At 62.6% G+C, this 17,727-nt stretch carries 13 protein-coding genes and 1 pseudogene; 11 read left to right on the top strand and 3 right to left on the bottom strand.

What is annotated here, in order from left to right:
- The first annotated feature begins 39 nt into the window (after positions 1 to 39).
- Together ATY77_RS22635 and ATY77_RS22630 are read left to right on the top strand one after the other, a co-directional pair.
- Entirely contained in the window at positions 40 to 2,256 is a 2,217-nt protein-coding gene (locus ATY77_RS22635; protein WP_088688916.1) for a 3-hydroxyacyl-CoA dehydrogenase NAD-binding domain-containing protein, read from the top strand.
- A gap of 313 nt (positions 2,257 to 2,569) precedes the next feature.
- Positions 2,570 to 2,779, top strand: coding sequence for a cold-shock protein (locus ATY77_RS22630; RefSeq protein WP_003545273.1), 210 nt, complete (start codon positions 2,570 to 2,572; stop codon positions 2,777 to 2,779).
- A gap of 240 nt (positions 2,780 to 3,019) precedes the next feature.
- Here the strand turns inward: ATY77_RS22630 and ATY77_RS22625 are convergent, their stop codons facing one another.
- Positions 3,020 to 3,463 carry a MarR family transcriptional regulator gene (locus ATY77_RS22625; RefSeq protein WP_088688915.1) on the bottom strand — a complete coding sequence of 148 codons (444 nt, stop codon included), beginning with the start codon at positions 3,461 to 3,463 and terminating at the stop codon, positions 3,020 to 3,022.
- Positions 3,464 to 3,578: 115 nt separating this feature from the next.
- Between ATY77_RS22625 and ATY77_RS22620 the strand changes: the two genes are divergently transcribed.
- The gene (locus ATY77_RS22620; RefSeq protein WP_088688988.1) at positions 3,579 to 3,983 is read left to right on the top strand and encodes a GFA family protein; all 405 of its coding nucleotides are present in this window, start codon (positions 3,579 to 3,581) and stop codon (positions 3,981 to 3,983) included.
- A 107-nt stretch (positions 3,984 to 4,090) separates the two neighbouring features.
- The gene (locus ATY77_RS22615; RefSeq protein ID WP_088688914.1) at positions 4,091 to 4,534 is read left to right on the top strand and encodes a nuclear transport factor 2 family protein; all 444 of its coding nucleotides are present in this window, start codon (positions 4,091 to 4,093) and stop codon (positions 4,532 to 4,534) included.
- A 14-nt stretch (positions 4,535 to 4,548) separates the two neighbouring features.
- Here ATY77_RS22615 and ATY77_RS22610 read toward each other — a convergent pair whose 3' ends face one another.
- Positions 4,549 to 5,751: an MFS transporter gene (locus ATY77_RS22610; RefSeq protein WP_088688913.1), complete on the bottom strand. Its 1,203-nt coding sequence runs from the start codon at positions 5,749 to 5,751 to the stop codon at positions 4,549 to 4,551.
- Between the two features lie 191 nt (positions 5,752 to 5,942).
- On the opposite strand from ATY77_RS22610, the gene ATY77_RS22605 reads away from it, so the two are divergent.
- Positions 5,943 to 6,500, top strand: a complete 558-nt coding sequence (locus ATY77_RS22605) for a TetR/AcrR family transcriptional regulator (protein WP_088676766.1) — start codon at positions 5,943 to 5,945, stop codon at positions 6,498 to 6,500.
- Between the two features lie 9 nt (positions 6,501 to 6,509).
- On the opposite strand, the gene ATY77_RS22600 is transcribed toward ATY77_RS22605, so the two are convergent.
- The gene (locus ATY77_RS22600; RefSeq protein WP_088688912.1) at positions 6,510 to 10,013 is read right to left on the bottom strand and encodes a PAS domain-containing hybrid sensor histidine kinase/response regulator; all 3,504 of its coding nucleotides are present in this window, start codon (positions 10,011 to 10,013) and stop codon (positions 6,510 to 6,512) included.
- A 221-nt stretch (positions 10,014 to 10,234) separates the two neighbouring features.
- On the opposite strand from ATY77_RS22600, the gene mscL reads away from it, so the two are divergent.
- The 6 genes and pseudogenes from mscL to ATY77_RS22570 all read left to right on the top strand — a co-directional run bounded on the left by mscL (position 10,235) and on the right by ATY77_RS22570 (position 17,632).
- Positions 10,235 to 10,672, top strand: a complete 438-nt coding sequence (mscL, locus tag ATY77_RS22595) for a large conductance mechanosensitive channel protein MscL (RefSeq protein WP_088676768.1) — start codon at positions 10,235 to 10,237, stop codon at positions 10,670 to 10,672.
- Positions 10,673 to 10,794: 122 nt separating this feature from the next.
- Complete coding sequence (locus ATY77_RS22590) at positions 10,795 to 11,961, top strand: pyridoxal phosphate-dependent aminotransferase (RefSeq protein ID WP_088688911.1); 1,167 nt, start codon at positions 10,795 to 10,797, stop codon at positions 11,959 to 11,961.
- A gap of 196 nt (positions 11,962 to 12,157) precedes the next feature.
- Positions 12,158 to 13,192 carry a UDP-glucose 4-epimerase GalE gene (galE, locus tag ATY77_RS22585; protein ID WP_088676980.1) on the top strand — a complete coding sequence of 345 codons (1,035 nt, stop codon included), beginning with the start codon at positions 12,158 to 12,160 and terminating at the stop codon, positions 13,190 to 13,192.
- A gap of 123 nt (positions 13,193 to 13,315) precedes the next feature.
- Positions 13,316 to 15,275: pseudogene (locus ATY77_RS22580) on the top strand (EAL domain-containing protein).
- A 125-nt stretch (positions 15,276 to 15,400) separates the two neighbouring features.
- Positions 15,401 to 16,453, top strand: coding sequence for an enoyl-CoA hydratase/isomerase family protein (locus ATY77_RS22575; protein WP_088688910.1), 1,053 nt, complete (start codon positions 15,401 to 15,403; stop codon positions 16,451 to 16,453).
- A 240-nt stretch (positions 16,454 to 16,693) separates the two neighbouring features.
- Complete coding sequence (locus tag ATY77_RS22570) at positions 16,694 to 17,632, top strand: MBL fold metallo-hydrolase (RefSeq protein WP_088688909.1); 939 nt, start codon at positions 16,694 to 16,696, stop codon at positions 17,630 to 17,632.
- Positions 17,633 to 17,727 lie beyond the last annotated feature (95 nt).

Raw genomic sequence — 17,727 nt, 5'->3', positions numbered from 1 at the left:
GCTTCACCGCAAGAGAATTCAGGGAGAGGAATTCCCAAGATGAGCACCTACACCAATTTCACGCTCGAAACCGACGCCGACGGCATCGCTCTCGTTACCTGGGACATGCCCGGCAAATCGATGAATGTTTTCACCGCCGAGGTGATGGAAGAGCTGAACGCCATCATCGACGCCACCACGGCTGACGCCGGCGTCAAAGGCGTCGTCTTCACCTCGGGCAAATCCTCCTTCTCTGGCGGCGCCGATCTTTCGATGATCAAGTCGATGTTCGGTTCTTACCAAGAGGAGAAGGCCAAGAGCCCGGAAACGGCCGTTCAGACGCTTTTCGGTCTTGTCGGCCGCATGTCCGGCCTGTTCCGCAAGCTCGAAACCTCGGGCAAGCCCTGGGTGTCGGCGATCAACGGCACCTGCATGGGCGGCGCCTTCGAACTGTCGCTCGCCTGCCACGGCCGCGTCGCCTCCAATGCCAAGAGCGTCAAGATCGCGCTGCCCGAGGTCAAGGTCGGCATCTTCCCCGGCGCCGGCGGCACTCAGCGCGTGCCACGGCTTGCTAATGCTCAGGATGCGCTGCAGATGATGACCACAGGCCAGTCGCTCAGCGGCTCCCGCGCCAAGGCGATGAATCTCGTGCATCAGGTGGTCGAGCCGGATCAGCTGATCCCCGCCGCCAAGCAGATGATCAAGGACGGGCTGAAGCCGGTCGCCCCCTGGGACGAAAAGGGTTTCAAGCTGCCGGGCGGTGGCATCTGGACGCCGGCCTCGGCGCAGCTCTGGCCGGCCGCACCGGCGATCCTGCGCCGCGAAACCTCGGGCAATTATCCGGCCGCGTTGGCTATCCTGAAATGTGTCTATGAAGGCCTGCAGCTGCCCTTCGACACCGGCCTCAAAATCGAGCAGCGGTATTTCACCGAAGTGCTGCAGACCCGCGAAGCCTTCTCGATGATCCGTTCGCTGTTCATCTCGATGCAGGAGCTCGGCAAGGGCGCCCGCCGCCCGGCCGGCATCCCCAAGACGGAACTGAAACATGTCGGCGTCGTCGGCGCCGGCTTCATGGGCGCCTCGATCGCCTATGTCACGGCCGCTGCCGGTCTCCCGGTGACGCTGATCGACCGCGACATGGAAGCCGCCGCCAAGGGCAAGGCCGTCTGCGAAGGCCTCGTCAAGGATTCCGTCGGTAAGGGACGCCTTACGCAGGATGACGGGGTTGCGCTGCTCTCCCGCATCACGCCTTCGGCCGACTATGCCGATCTCGCCAATGCCGATCTCGTCATCGAGGCGGTGTTCGAGGATCGCGAGGTGAAGAAAGCGGTCATCGAGGCTGTCGAAGCCGTGCTGCCGGAAGGGGCAATCTTCGCCTCCAATACCTCGACTTTGCCGATCACGGGACTGGCGAAAAACTCGAAGCGCCCGGCCGATTTCATCGGCATCCACTTCTTCTCGCCCGTCGAAAAGATGATGCTGACCGAGGTCATCCTCGGCAAGGAGACCGGCGACAAGGCGCTGGCCGTCGCGCTTGATTACGTCGCCGCGATCAAGAAGACGCCGATCGTCGTCAACGACACCCGCGGCTTCTTCGTCAATCGCTGCGTGCTGCGCTACATGTCGGAAAGCTACGACATGCTGATCGAAGGCGTGCCGCCAGCCATGATCGAGAATGCCGCCAAGATGGCCGGCATGCCGGTCGGCCCGCTGGCGCTGAACGACGAAGTCGCGATCGACCTGTCGCTGAAGATCCTCAAGGCCACCGTCGCCGATCTCGGCGAGAAGGCAATCGACCCCCGGCATATGGAGTTGATCTCCCGTATGGTGGAAAAGGAGGGCCGCTTCGGCCGGAAGAATTCCAAGGGCTTTTACGACTACCCGCCGAAACCGGCCAAGAAGTCCCTCTGGCCCGAGCTTAAGGACTTCTATCCGCAGAAGAAGGCGGACGAGGTCGATGTCGCCGTGCTGAAGCAGCGGTTCCTCGTCACCATAGCGCTCGAAGCCGCCCGAACCGTCGAGGAAGGCATCGTCACCGATCCGCGCGAAGCCGACGTCGGTTCCATCCTCGGCTTCGGCTTCGCGCCCTATACCGGCGGGGCGCTGAGCTATATCGACGGCATGGGTGTGAAGGCTTTCGTCGAGTTGGCTGAGAAGTTAGCATCGGTTTACGGAAGCCACTTCAAGCCGACGCCGCTCCTGAAGGAGATGGCCGCCAAAGGCGAGACGTTTTATGGGCGGTTCGATCCCTATGCGAAGATGGGGGCGGCGGCGTAGGGCTGTTTTAGGGCGGGCTACCTTTTACCGTTGTACGTGGTCGCCCCCTGCCTGCCCGGCAGGGCAGAGGGGAGCGCCGCGGCATGACGGCAAAGATCCTGCCGCCCCAAGAGTACGAATTCCACTTTCCCTTGCGGACGCCTTGTCGCGAACACAATTCCCGATTAAACGTTCTCGCATCGATCTTGCTAGATGAACTTTGAAACGGCGTTCGCGTCGTTCCTGGCGACTTTCCTCCAAAATCGGTTTTCATCGCCGCTTGGGCTTTGCCCGGGCTGCAATCTTCTATGAGCGATTCGAAAAGGATATCGTCATGAGCACAGGTACCGTTAAGTGGTTCAACGCAACCAAGGGCTTCGGCTTCATTCAGCCGGATGACGGCGCTGCCGACGTTTTCGTCCACATCTCGGCCGTTGAGCGCGCCGGCATGCGTGACCTCAAGGACGGCCAGAAGCTGTCCTACGAGCTCGTCCGCGACAACAAGTCCGGCAAGATGTCGGCAGACCGCCTCCAGGCGGCCTGAGCCATTATAGCGCCGCGCGTCTTTTAGACGCGCAAAGGACGCTGTAACACTTTGACTTGCTGCATAATTTTGTCCTTAAATCGATTCCGTTTTAAGGAATTGTGCAGGAAGGCTTTGAATATCATCTCCGGATCGTGACCACGGATGTACTGGCACGGTTCGTCGAGATGGCAGGGAAGGTCGGGCTAGCCCGGCCTTTTTTTGTTTTGGCTTCGGTCGCATCCACTCAAGGCGAATTGTTCAGCCGCCCGACGCCTCATCCGCTTCCAGCAGCCCCATCACCCGCGCCATCACGGCCCGTGCCGCATCGAGCTCAGCCGATGTAAAGGCGGCGCCGAGCCCATCCGCCCATCCGGCCTGCGCCACCTCGATCATCCCCAGCCGCGCTGCCCCTTCCGTCGTCAGCAGCACCAGCTTGGCGCGCTGGTGCTGCGGATTGTCGGTATAGGTAATCAGCCCCTCGTTCTCCAGCACGTCGGCAAGCCGCTGCACACCCTGGCGGGCAAGGCCGAGCGCACGGGCGATCTGCGCCACCGACATGTCGCCGCTTCTCGCAGCCGCCAGCACCTGCCAGCGCGCGCTCGTCTGTCCCGCGGGCTTTGCCAGCCGGTCGCCCGCCGCGGTCAGATGTCCGGCGAGACGAAGGGCCGCGATCGCGAAAGCGGAAAAGGCATCCCCTTCCATCGTTCGCTCCGGTCGATTTTGTTTGACAACATGTTGTCTATTTTGTATCTCATCCATAATGACAACATATTGTCATATCGAAGGCCTTGATGCAATGCCGATAGAGGAGATCACCGTGAAGAAGACCTACAAGGGAAGCTGCCACTGCGGCAAAGTGCACTACGAGGTGGATATCGACCTCGAAGCAGGCACCGGCCGCTGCAATTGTTCGATCTGTGCCAAGCGGCGCTATTGGGGCGCCAACGTCAAGCCGGAGGATTTCCGGCTGATGTGCGACGAGGCGGAGATGTCAGACTACCAGTTCAACACGATGAGCGGCCATCACCGCTTCTGCCGCACCTGCGGCGTGCCCGCCTTCGGCGACGGTTATGTCGAGGCGATCGGCGGGGCATATGTCTCGATCAACATCGCCTGCCTCGACGATATCACCCCGGAGGAACTGGCGGCCTTGCCCGTCCGTTATTCCGACGGCAGGCACGATGCTTGGTGGAACGAGCCGGCGGTGACGAGTTATCTCTGAAGTAATTTCAACGGTTTTGCGTTCGGAATTGCGCTAGCGGAATGCACCCTTGTCGGATCGTCGTCCTCCCGTTCGTCCTCTGTCCATAACGGAAAAGGAGAGCGAGCGTGAAAGACGAAGCGAAGGTCAGGATTGAGGAAGAGGCGATCATCGCCATGCTGATGATGCGGGCCAAGGCGCTCGGCAAAAAAAACGCCGCGGAGGCGCTTTCCTATGAGGCCGAGGATTCCGTCGAGTTTTCGCTGGCGCCGCCGCTCGTCTCCACCGGCAAGGACGAGGCGGGCCTGCAGGCGTGGTTCGACACGTGGGAAGGCCCGATCGGCGGCGAAGTGCGCGATGCCAAATTGACGGTCGGCGGCGATGTCGCCTTCTGGAGCGGTCTCCTGCGCATGACCGGGACCAAGACCGATGGCACGGAAGTCGATCTCTGGTTCCGCCAGACCTTCGGCCTCGTCAAGCAAGACGGGCACTGGATCGTCGCTCACCAGCACGCCTCCGTGCCCTTCGCCATGGATGGCAGCGGCCGCGCATTGCTCGATCTCGAGCCGTGACGTGGCCTCGGATGTCACGCCGCATTCTCCGCCATCTGCCGCCGGCCGGCGCGCACGGCGATGAGCCCGGCGCCGATCAGAAGCAGGATTGCCGTCGCATAAATATCCGTCGTCACCTGGTAGCCGGCTGATTGCGCCAGGAAACCGGCAAGGATCGCCGGCAGACTGAAGGCGAGGTAGCTCTGGACATAGAAGGCGGCAAGCAGACCGGCCCGCTCCTCCGCCTTGGCGTGCGGCATGATCGTGCCGATCGAGCCCAGGAAATTGGTGCCGAAGCCGGCGCCGGTGAAGACGGTGCCGGCGAGAAGCAGCGGCACATTGGCAAGATGCACGCCGGCGACGACGGTCAGGATGCCGAGCGTCTTGGCCGTTACGCCGAAGTTAAGGTTGGCCGAGACAGACTTGCCGCGCCTGAGATAGACTGTGACCGCTCCGCTCACCATCAGCGCTGTCACCACCGCCCCGCCAGTCAAGGGCGCGGTGCTGCCGGTGGTGCCGGCGACCAGCGAGGGGACCAGCGAAAGATAGAAGCCCGCGAGCGTCCAGTTGGCGATGTTGATCGGCGTTACCAGCGAGAGCGGCCGTTTCGCCTGCGGCGGAACGGAAACCCGCGGTACCAGCGAGCCGAGCGCGCCCGGCCGTGTGCCGCCCGTCTCGCGGGTAAGCCAGATAGCGCCCGCTTGCAGCGTGAAGGCCACGAGCAGCAGCGCATAGATGAGATGCATCGGAAAGGGACCGTATTGGATCAAGGCGCTGGTGCCGACCGCCCCCACCGCCATGCCGGAAAGGGGCGCGATCGAGTTGACGATCTGTCCCTTCGCCCTGTCGACATCAACGAGCGCTGCTCCGAGCGACGCTCCGGCAATTCCGGTCGCGACGCCCTGCACGATCCGCGCCGCGATCAGCCAGCCGGGGCCGCTCGCGACGACGAAGAGCCCCATGGCAGCGATTTCGAGCACCAGGGCAAAGAAGATCACCGGCTTGCGGCCGAGATGGTCCGAGAGCGAACCGGCGATCAGCAGCGCCGCCAAAAGGGCAAAGGCATAGACCGCGAAAATGACGGTGATCAGCACCGGCGAGACGGCAAAGTTCTCCTGATAGATCCGGTAGAGCGGCGTCGGCGCCGCGGAAGCGCCGAAGAAAGTGGCGAGCGTCAACGCGTGAAAGCCGATCGAGGGACGTGGCGAATTCTCTGTGGCTTTGGCTGCGGCGAACATGTATAAGCCTCTTAAAGCTAAATCGTTGCGTTAGCCTATGTAGAACGGGTGCGGAGCAAAAGCAAATTCTTTGCGTTAATGGCTCTGTCAAAGTTTTTGAACCATCGGCGCTGAGGGATGTCGCCCGCAGGCGTGCAGTGGTTTAAAGGCAGCGGCAGGCTTAGAGCGAGGGGCGAAGTCAGGTTGAAGGCATGGCAGTAAAAGAGAACCTCCGTCCGGGAGGACGAAGCGCCAGGGTTCAGGCGTCTGTGCACAAAGCGGTTCGCGAACTCCTGGCCGAAATGAACCGCGCCGATGTGACGATCCCTCTGATCGCCGGCAAGGCAGGCGTGACGCCGTCGACCATCTACCGCCGCTGGGGGGACTTGCAGGAGCTTTTGGCCGATGTCGCCGTCGAGCGGCTGCGGCCGGATATGCAGCCGATCGATGCGGGCAGCGGCAAGGCCGATCTCGAAGCCTGGGCGGAGCAATATGCGGAGGAAATGTCCTCCGGGCCGGGCCGCGAAATGATCCGCGACGTGCTGGCGGCGCAGACAGGCGAAAATGCCTGTAAATGCTGCGAATATACGCGCCAGCAAATCGTCGCCATCGCCGACAGGGCGAAGGGCCGCGGCGAGGCCTTTCCTGACGTGGATCTCGTTATGGACCAGGTCGTGGCGCCGATCATGTATCGCATCCTGTTCGGCGACGTGCCGAACTCGGCGCGTGTGCGCGATCTCGTCTCGCGCATCATGAGCGCCGCCGGCTGAACTTGACCTCTACTCCGCGGCCGCGCGTTTCAGCCCTGAAATCTGGGTGATATAGGCGCGCAGCGCCGCCGGCCGCACCGGCTTGTGTTGAACGGCGATACCGTACCGCTCCGCCTCGCTGCGCACCTCAAGCGTGCGGTCGGCCGTGACCAGCAAAGCGGGAATGTCGGCGCCGAATTGCTGGCGCAGATGCAGGATCGCGGCCATGCCTGTGCCGTCGCCGAGATGGTAATCGGCAATGACGAGGTCGGGCGGCGGCCCGCGCAGATCGAACGCCATCGCTTCGGCAAGCGAGCTCAGCGCCCCTACTTCGCAGCCCCAGCCGCTGATCAGAAGCCGCATGCCTTCGAGGATCTTCGGCTCGTTGTCGATGCAGAGGATCTTCAGCCCCTTGAGCGGCTGTCCCGGCCGGTCGGCAGGGGCGATCGCCGCCACAGCTTCGGCCGGGCGCGAGACGTCGAGCGGCATGGAGATGCGGAATTGCGTGCCCTTGCCATGCGTCGACTGCAGCTCGACTGGATGGTTGAGCACGCGGGCGATGCGGTCGACGATCGAAAGACCGAGCCCCAGGCCGGAGGCGGTCTTCGCGCCTTCATCCAACCGCGCGAATTCCTTAAAGACCGTGCGGAACTTCGACGGCGGAATGCCGATGCCGGAATCGAACACCTGGATGATCACCTGGTTGCCGCGCCGCCGCGCCCCGACCAGCACCTTGCCGGTGACCGTATATTTGATGGCATTGGAAACGAGATTCTGGACCAGCCGGCGCAGCAGGTTCGGGTCGGAGCGGACGCGCAGCGATGTCGGCATGACCACCAGCTTGAGCTGCTTCTCGCGGGCGATCGGCGCAAAATCGGTCTCGATACGTTTCAAGAGATCGGAGAGGGCGACAGAGGCGAGCCGCGGCCGCATCGCCCCGGTATCGAGCCTCGAAATATCGAGCACTGCACCGAGGATGGTCTCGACCGATTCCAGCGCGGAATCGATGTTGCGCACGATCGGGCTGTTGTCGGATTGCGCCATGCGCTCGACCAGCGCCGAGGAATAGAGCCTGGCGGCATTGAGCGGCTGCAGGATGTCGTGGCCGGCGGCGGCGAAGAAGCGTGTCTTGCCGATGTTCGCCTCGTCGGCGGCGGCTCGCGCCTCGGCGAGTTCCCGGTTGACGCGGGTAAGCTCGGCCGTGCGTTCGGCGACGCGCTGCTCCAGCGTCTCGTTCGCCTGTTTCAGCGCCTGATCGGCGTTCACGCGTTGGGTGATGTCGGTAAAGGTCGCGACGATGCCCTTGTCCGGCATGGCGTTGGAACGCACTTCGATGATCCGTTCGCCGCCGCCGAGCACCAGCGAGAAGGGTTTGTCGAGTGTCAGGAAATGCCGCACCGTCTGGCTGAGATCACCGGGCGCGATATCGCCGCGCTCGCTGAGCGTCTTGACGATATCGGACAGCGGAAAGCCGACCTGGCCGGCATTTTCCGGCAGGTCCAGCAATTGCCGGAAGCGGCGGTTCCAAATGGTCAGCCGGTTGGAACTGTCGAAAACCGCGATGCCCTGGTCCATCTGCGAAAGGGCGGTCTGCAGCATGTCCTGGTTATATTGCAGTGCCTCGCTCGCCTGGTCGAGCAGCCAGGCGGTGTCGGAAGAGGCGTCCTCGATCTTCTGCAGGATCAACGACAGCACCAGCCGGGCGGAGGAGGAGCCGATGGCGCTGCCGAGCAGCTGTTCGCTGAAATGGATGAGCGCCATGTCGGCGGGTTGCTCGTCTTCCAGTTTGCGGCCGGAGCTTTGCTCATAGGTCGTGAAAGAGCGCTGCATGCGCTCTTCGCCGAGATAGCGCGAGATTGCCGCCTTCAGATCGCCGACGCTGATGCGCGTCTTCCAGCCGCGCGTGGCGAATTGCGAGCGCGAATGCCGCTTGACGAAGATGCCGGCCTGGATCCGCTCCAGCGGCCTGGCGTTGCGGGTGAGCGATCCGACGATGACGAAGGCGGTATTGACGAGCAGGCTCATGACGGTCGCATTGACCAGCGGATCGGCGTCGGGAGCGGTAAACAGCGTCGAGCCGGGGAAGATGAAGCCGAGCACGGCGCTGGCCACATGCGAATAATCGGGGCCGCCGAGCGAGGGTAGGAACAGCAGGTAGATCCAGATCACGAAGCCGCACGTCAGCCCGAGGATGGCGCCGCGCGCATTCGCCCGCCGCCAGATCAGACCGATGAACAGGGCAGGGGCGATCTGCGCGATCGCGGCGAAGGAGAGAAGGCCGATCGAGGCGAGGCCGGCGGTGCTGTCCGTCGAGCGGTAATAGGCATAACCGAACAGCAGCACGGCAAAGATGGCGCTGCGGCGGATGTTGAGCAGCGTCTTGGCGAAATCGTCGCGCTGGCTGGCGCGGCCGGCGAGTTTGCGCCTCAGGAAGATCGGCATGATGATGTCGTTCGACACCATGATCGACAGCGCGACGGAATCGACGATGACCATCGCCGTCGCGGCGGAGAAGCCGCCGATGAAGGTGATCAGCGTCACCAGAGGCATCTGGCCGGCCAATGGCAGCGACAGCATGTAGAAATCGGCGTTGCCCGTGCCGCCGAAGGTCAGGAGCCCGCCGATCGCCACCGGCAGCACGAAGAGATTGATGGCGATGAGATAAGTGGGGAAGAGGAAGCCCGCGAGTTTCAGCTGTTTCGGCGTGCGGTTTTCGACGACGGTGACGTGGAACTGCCGCGGCAGCATGATGATCGCGAAGGCCGATAGGATGATCAGCGTGATCCAGCGGCTGATCGGCGTATGGTAAGCGAGCGCCGACATGACCAGGTCGTTTTCGACGGTCTTGCGCCAGAGATCGGCGGGGCCGTCGAAAAGAAACCAGATGACGCAGACGCCGGCCGTCAGGAAGGCGACGAGCTTGACGACTGACTCCATCGAGACGGCGAGGATCAGGCCGTCCTGATGCTCCGTCGCATCCGTATGCCGCGTGCCGAACATGATCGCGAAACAGGCGAGCACCAGTGTCGCGACGAGCGGCAGGTCGAGGAAATAGAGATTGCCGCTGCCGATGCCGTAATCGGACGGGTTGACCATAGCACTGACGGTGCTCGAGATCGCCTTCAGCTGCAGCGCGATATAGGGAATGGTGCCGATCAGCGAGATCAGTGCGACGATCGTCGCGACCGTCGGGTTCTTGCCATAGCGCGCGGCGACGAAATCCGCGACCGAAGTGAGTTTTTCCGCCTTCGCAAGCTCGATGATGCGGCGAAGCAGCGGCATACCGAAGGTGAAGACGAGGATGGGGCCGATATAGATGCCGGCAAATTCCAGGCCGCGCTGCGCGGCAAGGCCGACGCTGCCGAAATAGGTCCAGGAGGTGCAGTAGATCGCCAGGCTCAGCGCATAGACCACCGGCCATCCGCCTTCCAGCGCACCCGGGCCGCGGTTCTTGCGGTCGCCATAGCTCGCCACGGCGAAAAGCAGGAGCAGATAGCCGAAGGCAGACGCAAATATGACCCAGCCTGGAAGCATTGACCCTCCGCCGGCGGAAGGCCGCCGGGACCTCCCGCAACATCGATCAGCTTAAGTCATTTCAGGGGCGTTGGAAATTCCTGCCCGTCTAGGTCTTAAGTCAAAGGCGGCGAGGCGCATCGCCAATTAATTGCGATTGTCGATTGATTAATTGCAATGAAGATGTAGCTAATGAAATCCTTCGCATACTGTCTGAACTGGATCGAAGGGAGACGGATCCGATGCTCAACGAATTCAAGGCCTTTATCGCCCGCGGCAATGTCATGGATCTTGCGGTCGGCGTCATCATCGGCGGCGCCTTCGGCGGCATCGTCAAATCTCTGGTCGACGACCTCATTATGCCGATCGTTGGCGCCATTTTCGGCGGCTTCGATTTTTCGAATTACTTCCTGCCGCTCTCCTCGGCCGTCAACGCGCCGACACTTGCCGCGGCCCGCGCGCAGGGAGCGGTCTTTGCCTATGGCAGCTTCTTCACCGTTCTCATCAATTTCCTGATTCTTGCCTGGATCATCTTCCTGATGGTCAAGGCTGTGAACATCCTGCGCGCCCAGGTCGAGCGCCAGGAAAAGGCCGCACCGGAAGAGCTGCCCCCGCCGCCCGCAGACGTTCAGCTCCTCACGGAAATCCGCGATCTTCTCGCCAAGCGGCCGACGGCTTGATCCGGGCTGGAGCCTGTCCGTTCCGGCCGGGCTCATTCATCACGAAAATCGATGTGCCATCACTGGATATCATGGGATTTGGCGGCGCAAATCTCTTATGAAGACAAAAACCGGAGATATGCATGTCGATCTTAAGCAGCCTTAGCCCGCGCGCCACTGCGGCGCCCGAAAGCGGGATCGTCGAAGTCGTCAACTATGCCCGCGGCCGCGAAGGCCTGCTGCCGCTCTGGGTGGGGGAGGGCGATCTGCCGACGCCCGATTTCATCAGCAAGGCGGCGATGGAGGCGCTTGCCGCCGGCGAGACCTTCTACACCTGGCAGCGCGGCATTCCGGAGCTCCGTCAGGCGCTCTCGGATTATTACCACAGGCACTTTTCCGTCCGGCTGCCGGTCGAGCATTTCTATGTCACCGGCTCCGGCATGCAGGCGATCCAGCTCGCCGTGCAGTCGCTGACCTCGCCGGGTGACGAATTCGTCTACCTCACCCCCGCCTGGCCGAACATTGCCGCTGCCCTCGAAATAGCGGGGGCGCGCTCCGTGGGCGTCGAGCTGCAGTTCCAAAACGGCAAATGGGCGATCGATCTCAATCGCATCGAAGCCGCGATCACGCAAAAGACGAGGGGCATCTTCATCAACACGCCGTCGAACCCGACGGGCTGGACGGCGACAAGGGAGGATCTCGGCCAGATTCTGGCGCTTGCCCGCAAACATGACCTCTGGATCATGGCGGATGAAATCTACGCCCTTTATTATTTTGCCGGCGGCCGCGCACCCTCCTTCCTCGACGTGATGGAGCCGGACGACAAGATCATCTTCGTCAATTCCTTCTCGAAGAACTGGTCGATGACCGGCTGGCGCGTCGGCTGGATCGTCGCACCGCCCGAGATGGGGCAGGTGCTCGAAAACCTTATCCAGTATTCGACGTCGGGTGTGGCGCAGTTCATGCAGAAGGGTGCTGTCGCCGCCCTCGATCAAGGCGATGATTTCGTGCGCGCCAACATCGCCAAGGCGGCCCGTTCCCGCGATATTCTCTGCGATGCACTTGTCGCCACCAACCGCGTCGAGACGCTGAAGCCGGACGGCGCGCTCTATGCCTTCCTGAAGATCGACGGCGTCACCGATAGCCGCAAGGCCGCAATCGACATCGTCGACAAGACGGGCGTCGGCCTTGCTCCCGGGGCCGCATTCGGCCGCGGCGGCGAACTCTTCCTGCGTGCCTGTTTCCTGCGTGATCCCGCCCAGGTGGCGGTCGCGGCCGAGCGCCTCTGCACCTATATCGCCAAACTCTGAAGTATCGGTGGTCCGGCCAATTTTGTGCCGGAATCGCCGGATCGATAAAACTCTAGCAAAGCCTGAAATCGGCCTCTAACCACGACTCCAAACATACCGGTTCAAAGCCTGCCAAACGGCGCTCCGATAAGAAGATTGGAAAGAAAAACCGGCGCCTGATGCCCCTGCCTATAAAACGAAAGCAGGGATGCGGGACATGGCGGTTTTGGTGACGGGCGGGGCCGGATATATCGGCAGTCACATGGTTTGGGCGCTCATCGACGCGGGCGAGGACGTGGTCGTGCTCGACCGCCTTTCCACCGGCTTCCGCTGGGCGGTGGCGCCGGCGGCGCGTTTTTATCTCGGCGACATCGCCGACCCCGACATATTGAAGAAGATCTTCATCGAAAACGACATCGAGTCGATCATCCATTTTGCCGGCTCCGCCGTGGTCCCGGTCTCGGTCGCCGACCCGCTCTCCTATTACGACAACAATTCCGGCAAGACCCGCGCACTTCTGAGCTCCGCGATCAAGGCCGGCATCCGCAATTTCGTCTTTTCCTCGACGGCGGCCGTTTACGGCCAGCAGAAGAGCGATCTGCCGGTGAAGGAAACGGCGTCCCTCAATCCGGAAAATCCATACGGCCAGTCGAAGCTGATGACCGAGTTCATGCTGCGCGATGCCGCCGCTGCCTATGATTTCAACTATGTCGCGCTTCGCTATTTCAACGTCGCCGGCGCCGACCCGCAACACCGCACCGGCCAGTCGACCTCGGGCGCCACGCACCTCATCAAGGTCGCCTGTGAAGCGGCTCTCGGCAAACGCGACAGCGTCCATGTCTACGGCATCGATTATCCCACCCATGACGGCACCGGCGTGCGCGACTATATCCACGTCACCGATCTTGCCGATGCGCATCTGAAAGCGCTGCAGCACCTGCGCAAGAACAAGGGCCCGCTTGTCGCCAATTGCGGCTATGGCAGCGGCTATTCCGTCCTCGACGTGCTGAACATGGTCACGCGTCTGCACGGCCATTCCTTCAAGATCCACATGGCGCCGCGCCGGGCCGGGGATTCGGCGAGCGTCGTCGCGGACGCTTCGCTCGCCAGGCAAGTGCTCGACTGGAAGCCCCGCTACGATTCGCTGGAAACCATCGTCCAGAGTTCGCTCGATTGGGAACTGTTCCTGTCGAACAAGAACGTCGACGACCTTCACAGTATCCACCGCGCACTCGCCGCTGCTTCCTTCTGAGCAGCGCACGCCGGCGGCAATAGCCTGTTTACCATCCCCGTGCCTGCGGGGCCCGCATGACGCTACGTGAATAAGGAAACATCAAGCTTTCTCTGGCTGGCTTCTGCCGACGGAAAAGAAAACATGAAGAACTTTCTGGCGGCGCTGCAGCTGCGACGAGACAATCCGACCTTTCTGATGGCGCAGTTCCAGGCCCTGGCGTCGCAGATCCCCATTCTCTACGTCCTCCTGATCATAAACGCCCTCGCGGTGGCGATCACTCATGTCAAATCCGCGCCGCTGTGGCTCTCGCTCTATATTCCCGTGGCCTTAAGCGTCGTCTGCGTCTTCCGTCTCTGCTGGTGGGAGGTCCGGGGCAAGGAAAACGTGACCGCCGAGCGGGCATACAGGCTGATGAAGGTCACCATATATGGCGCCTGCGTGCTCGCCGCCGCTTTCGGCGGCTGGGCCATCGCGCTTTACCAATATGGCGATGCCTATCAGCAGGGCCAGATCGCCTATTTCCTCGTCGTGACGGGCATTTCCTGCATCTTTTGCTTGATGCATCTGCCGATGGCGGCGGCGATCACCACGGTCATCACCTTTTCGGCGATGGTCGGGACTTTCATGTTTTCGGGCAATCCGGTTTTCGTGGCGACCGCCGTCAGCGGCCTCTTCCTGATCCCGCCCTTCCTGCGCGTGATCAACAGCTATTTCCAGAATTTCGTCGGTCTCGTGCAATTGACCGAGGAGCTGAAGCAGAAGCGGGCGGAAGCCGAGGAGCTCAACCTCGTCAACAGCCGCAACGCCCTGCAGGACCAGCTGACCGGCCTTGCCAACCGCCGCAGCTTCTTCCTCTCGCTGGAAACGCGGCTGCAGGAGAATCCGGCCGCGCCGCCCGTCATCGGCATTATCGACCTCGACGGCTTCAAACCCGTCAACGATGTCTTCGGCCATGCCGCGGGCGATCTGGTGCTCCGGGAGACGGTCCGCCGTTTCACCGCGCTGGTCGGCGAAGAGGGTATCGTCTCCCGCCTCGGCGGCGACGAATTCGGCATCATCTTTCCCTGCCCGATGACGGCAGGCGATTGCCGATCTCGGCCAGGCGCTCTGCGCCGCCGTCCGCAATCCCTATGAAATCCCCGACGGCTCGGTGCGCGTCTTCGGCTCCTGCGGCATCGTCTATCCCGATGCCGGCAGTTACACGGCCGAGGATCTTTACGAGAAGGCGGATTTCGCCCTCTACCAGGTCAAGAGCAAACGCAGCAGCGGCGTCGAGTTCTTCTCGGCCGATCACGAGAAGATCCTGAGCCAGCGTTACCTGATCGAACTCGAATTGCAGGCGGGCGACTTTGTCCGGGAACTGAAGCTCGATTATCAGCCGATCGTCGACTTGAAGAGCGGCCGCGTCGTCGGCTACGAGGCGCTCGCCCGCTGGGACAGCGCCCGCTTCGGCCGCATCAGCCCGGATGCCTTCATTCCGGCCGCCGAGCGTACGGCCGTCATCGGCCGCATGACCCGCATCCTCTTTGCCCAGGCGCTCGAAGCGCTGGCGATCATGCCGAAACATCTGAGGCTCTCCTTCAACCTCTCGGCGCGCGATATTTGCGACCATGAGACCTCGATGGCACTGCTTGCCAAGATCACCCGCTCCGGCATCGACCCGAAGCGCATCGAATTCGAGATCACCGAGACGGCGCTGCTCTCCGATTTCGACACCGCCGACCGGGTCATATCGATGCTGCGCGCCGCCGGCATCTGGATCGCGCTCGATGATTTCGGCACCGGCTTTTCGAGCCTCAGCCATATTCATCGTCTCGCCTTCGACAAGCTGAAGATCGACAAGGCTTTCGTGATGAATTTCGATCGCGACGCCCGCTGCATGAACATCACCCGCTCGGTCGCCAATCTCTGCCAGAATCTCGGCATCGCCTCCGTCGCCGAAGGCGTCGAAAGCGAGGAGATCGCCGAGGGGCTGAAGGCGATCGGCGTTCGCCTGGCGCAGGGCTATTATTTCTCGCGGCCGCTGCCGCTGGAACTCGCCATCGAATATGCCGCCAGATGCGACGGCGCGGCCTCCGCCCGCAATTCGCTTTCCGCCTGAACCGGTCCTCCCCCTCGCAAATCGACTGGAGCGACGCTCCATCGTCGTCTATTCATGTCCTCGAGTCTTTCCTAGGCGGAGTGCTTCAATCTGACCAGGAAAGACTCCAACAGCGGAGGTGGATCATGCAGGACGGCGAAGTCATCATCGAGCGGCGGGGGACTGCCGGCATCATCCGGCTCAACCGGCCGCGGGCGCTGAACAGCCTGACGCTGCCGATGATCCGGGCGATCGCCGAGGCCCTCGATAGCTTCGCCGGCGATGCCGAGGTGGCGAGTGTCGTCGTGACGGGGGAGGGCGAACGCGGCTTCTGCGCTGGCGGCGATATCCGCGCCCTGCATGAGAGCGCCCGCGCCGGCGATGGCCTCGCCGGAAGTTTCTGGCGCGAGGAATTCCGCCTCAACCACCAGATCGCCCTCTACCCGAAACCCTATGTCGCGCTGATGGACGGCATCACCATGGGCGGCGGCGTTGGCCTGTCCTCGCATGGCCGCCACCGCGTCGTCACCGAGCGTACGCGCCTTGCCATGCCGGAAACCGGCATCGGCTATGTCCCCGATATCGGCGCCACCTGGCTTTTGCCGAAGGCACCCGGCGAAACCGGCACATGGCTCGGCCTGACCGGGCTCGATATCGGCGCGGCCGACGCGATCCATGCCGGCCTTGCCGATCTTCAGATCGCTTCGTCGCGGCTTGGCGAGGTGATCGATGCGCTGTCCGCCCTGCCGCGCGGCAGTTCGTCGATCGATGTCGATGCCGCCTTGCAGGCCTTCGCTGAGCCTCCGGGTGAGAGCCGGCTGCGGCAGAACGCGGCAGTGATTGACCGTGCATTCGGTTTCGACAGCGTCGAGGAGATTCTGACGGCACTCGCCCGGGAGGAGGGAGACTTCGCCGCCGAAACGCGGCGGGTGCTGCTGACACGTTCGCCGACCAGCCTGAAGCTCGCTTTGCATCTGCTGAGAGCCGGCCGCCGCAGCGCCTCGCTTGCCGAATGCCTCGGCCGCGAACTCGGCGCCTGCCTGCAGATGTTGCACAATCCGGATTTCTTCGAAGGCATCCGCGCCGCCGTCATCGACAAGGACCGCAATCCGAAATGGTCGCCGGCGTCAGCCGAGGCCGTGGAGCCGGCAATCCTCGACCGCTTCCTGAAACCGGCCGAGCCGCCGCTTTCGCTTTGACGCCGCACCCTCTGAATACTGAGTGCAGGCACCGTTCGGCAGGCGAGTGCCGTTGCTTCTTCACGCCAGTCTCTTCACCACCAAACCTTCGCGGTGGCCCGCTGAAGCTATAGGCTGGCCTATCCTAAGGCCTAGCTCTGCCTCTCCCTTGACCTGATCGACCGTCAGCACGCCCCGACATAGTGTCCGCGACGTGAGCCCTAACCGGCACCTCTCGATCACGCAAAACAGGAGCGCACCATGTCGCAGGCAGAAGCAAGACCCCGTATGACTGGTCAGCAGGAGACTGGCAGGCCGAAGCAGGAAGAATTGGTTCCGTCGCGTTACGCGGTGCGGATCGGCGAAATTGACGTGCTGATCATCAGCGACGGCGTGCTGCCGCTCCCGACCGCGATGCTGGGGCACAACGCCGACGCGGCTGACCGGGCCGTTTGGCTGGACGATATGTTCCTGCCGCGCGACGCTTTCGACTGGGCGCTGAACGTGGTCCTCGTGCGCAGCGGCACTCAGACCATCCTCATCGACGCCGGGCTGGGGCTGGATCCGGACCTGAATTTGCCGCGCGCCGGACAGCTGATCAAGCGGTTGGAGGGTGCCGGCATCGATCTGGCATCGGTGACCGACGTGGTGCTGACCCATCTGCACATGGATCACATCGGCGGTCTGCTGGTCGATGGGGTGAAAGACCGGCTGCGTCCCGACCTCAGAATCCACGTGGCGGCGGCCGAGGCCAAGTTCTGGGAGGCGCCCGATTTCAGCCACGTCTCCATGCCGCCCGGCTTTCCGGATGCGCTTCGGGCGACGGCAAAGCGGTTCCTCGGCGAATACGGCAGCCATCTCAAGCTGTTCGACGAGCAGTCCGAAGTGGCGCCGGGCGTGGTCGTCCGCCGCACCGGCGGCCACACCCCCGGCCATAGCGTCGTTCGCTTGGCATCGGGCGGCGACCGGCTGACATTCGCCGGCGATGCCGTGTTCGCGGTCGGGTTCGAGCATCCTGACTGGTACAACGGTTTCGAACACGATCCCGAGGAGGCGGCTCGTGTTCGCCTCGAACTTTTGCGGGAGCTGGCGGCGACCGGCGAACAGCTGGTGGCGACCCACCTCCCTTTCCCGTCCGCCGGCCGGGTGGCGGTCGAAGGCGAAGCCTTCCGTTGGGTGCCGGTATTCTGGGATTATTGAGCGCCAGCTCAAGACCGAACAAAAGCGCGTCGCATGGATCGGTTCTATGCGGCGCGCTTTAGCTCTTTGTTTTTATGCATGTCGTTGTCCCTGAA

The organism is Rhizobium sp. R634 (genome assembly GCF_002211305.1).
Taxonomy (GTDB): Bacteria; Pseudomonadota; Alphaproteobacteria; order Rhizobiales; family Rhizobiaceae; genus Rhizobium.
This window is presented reverse-complemented; position numbering and strand designations above follow the sequence as displayed.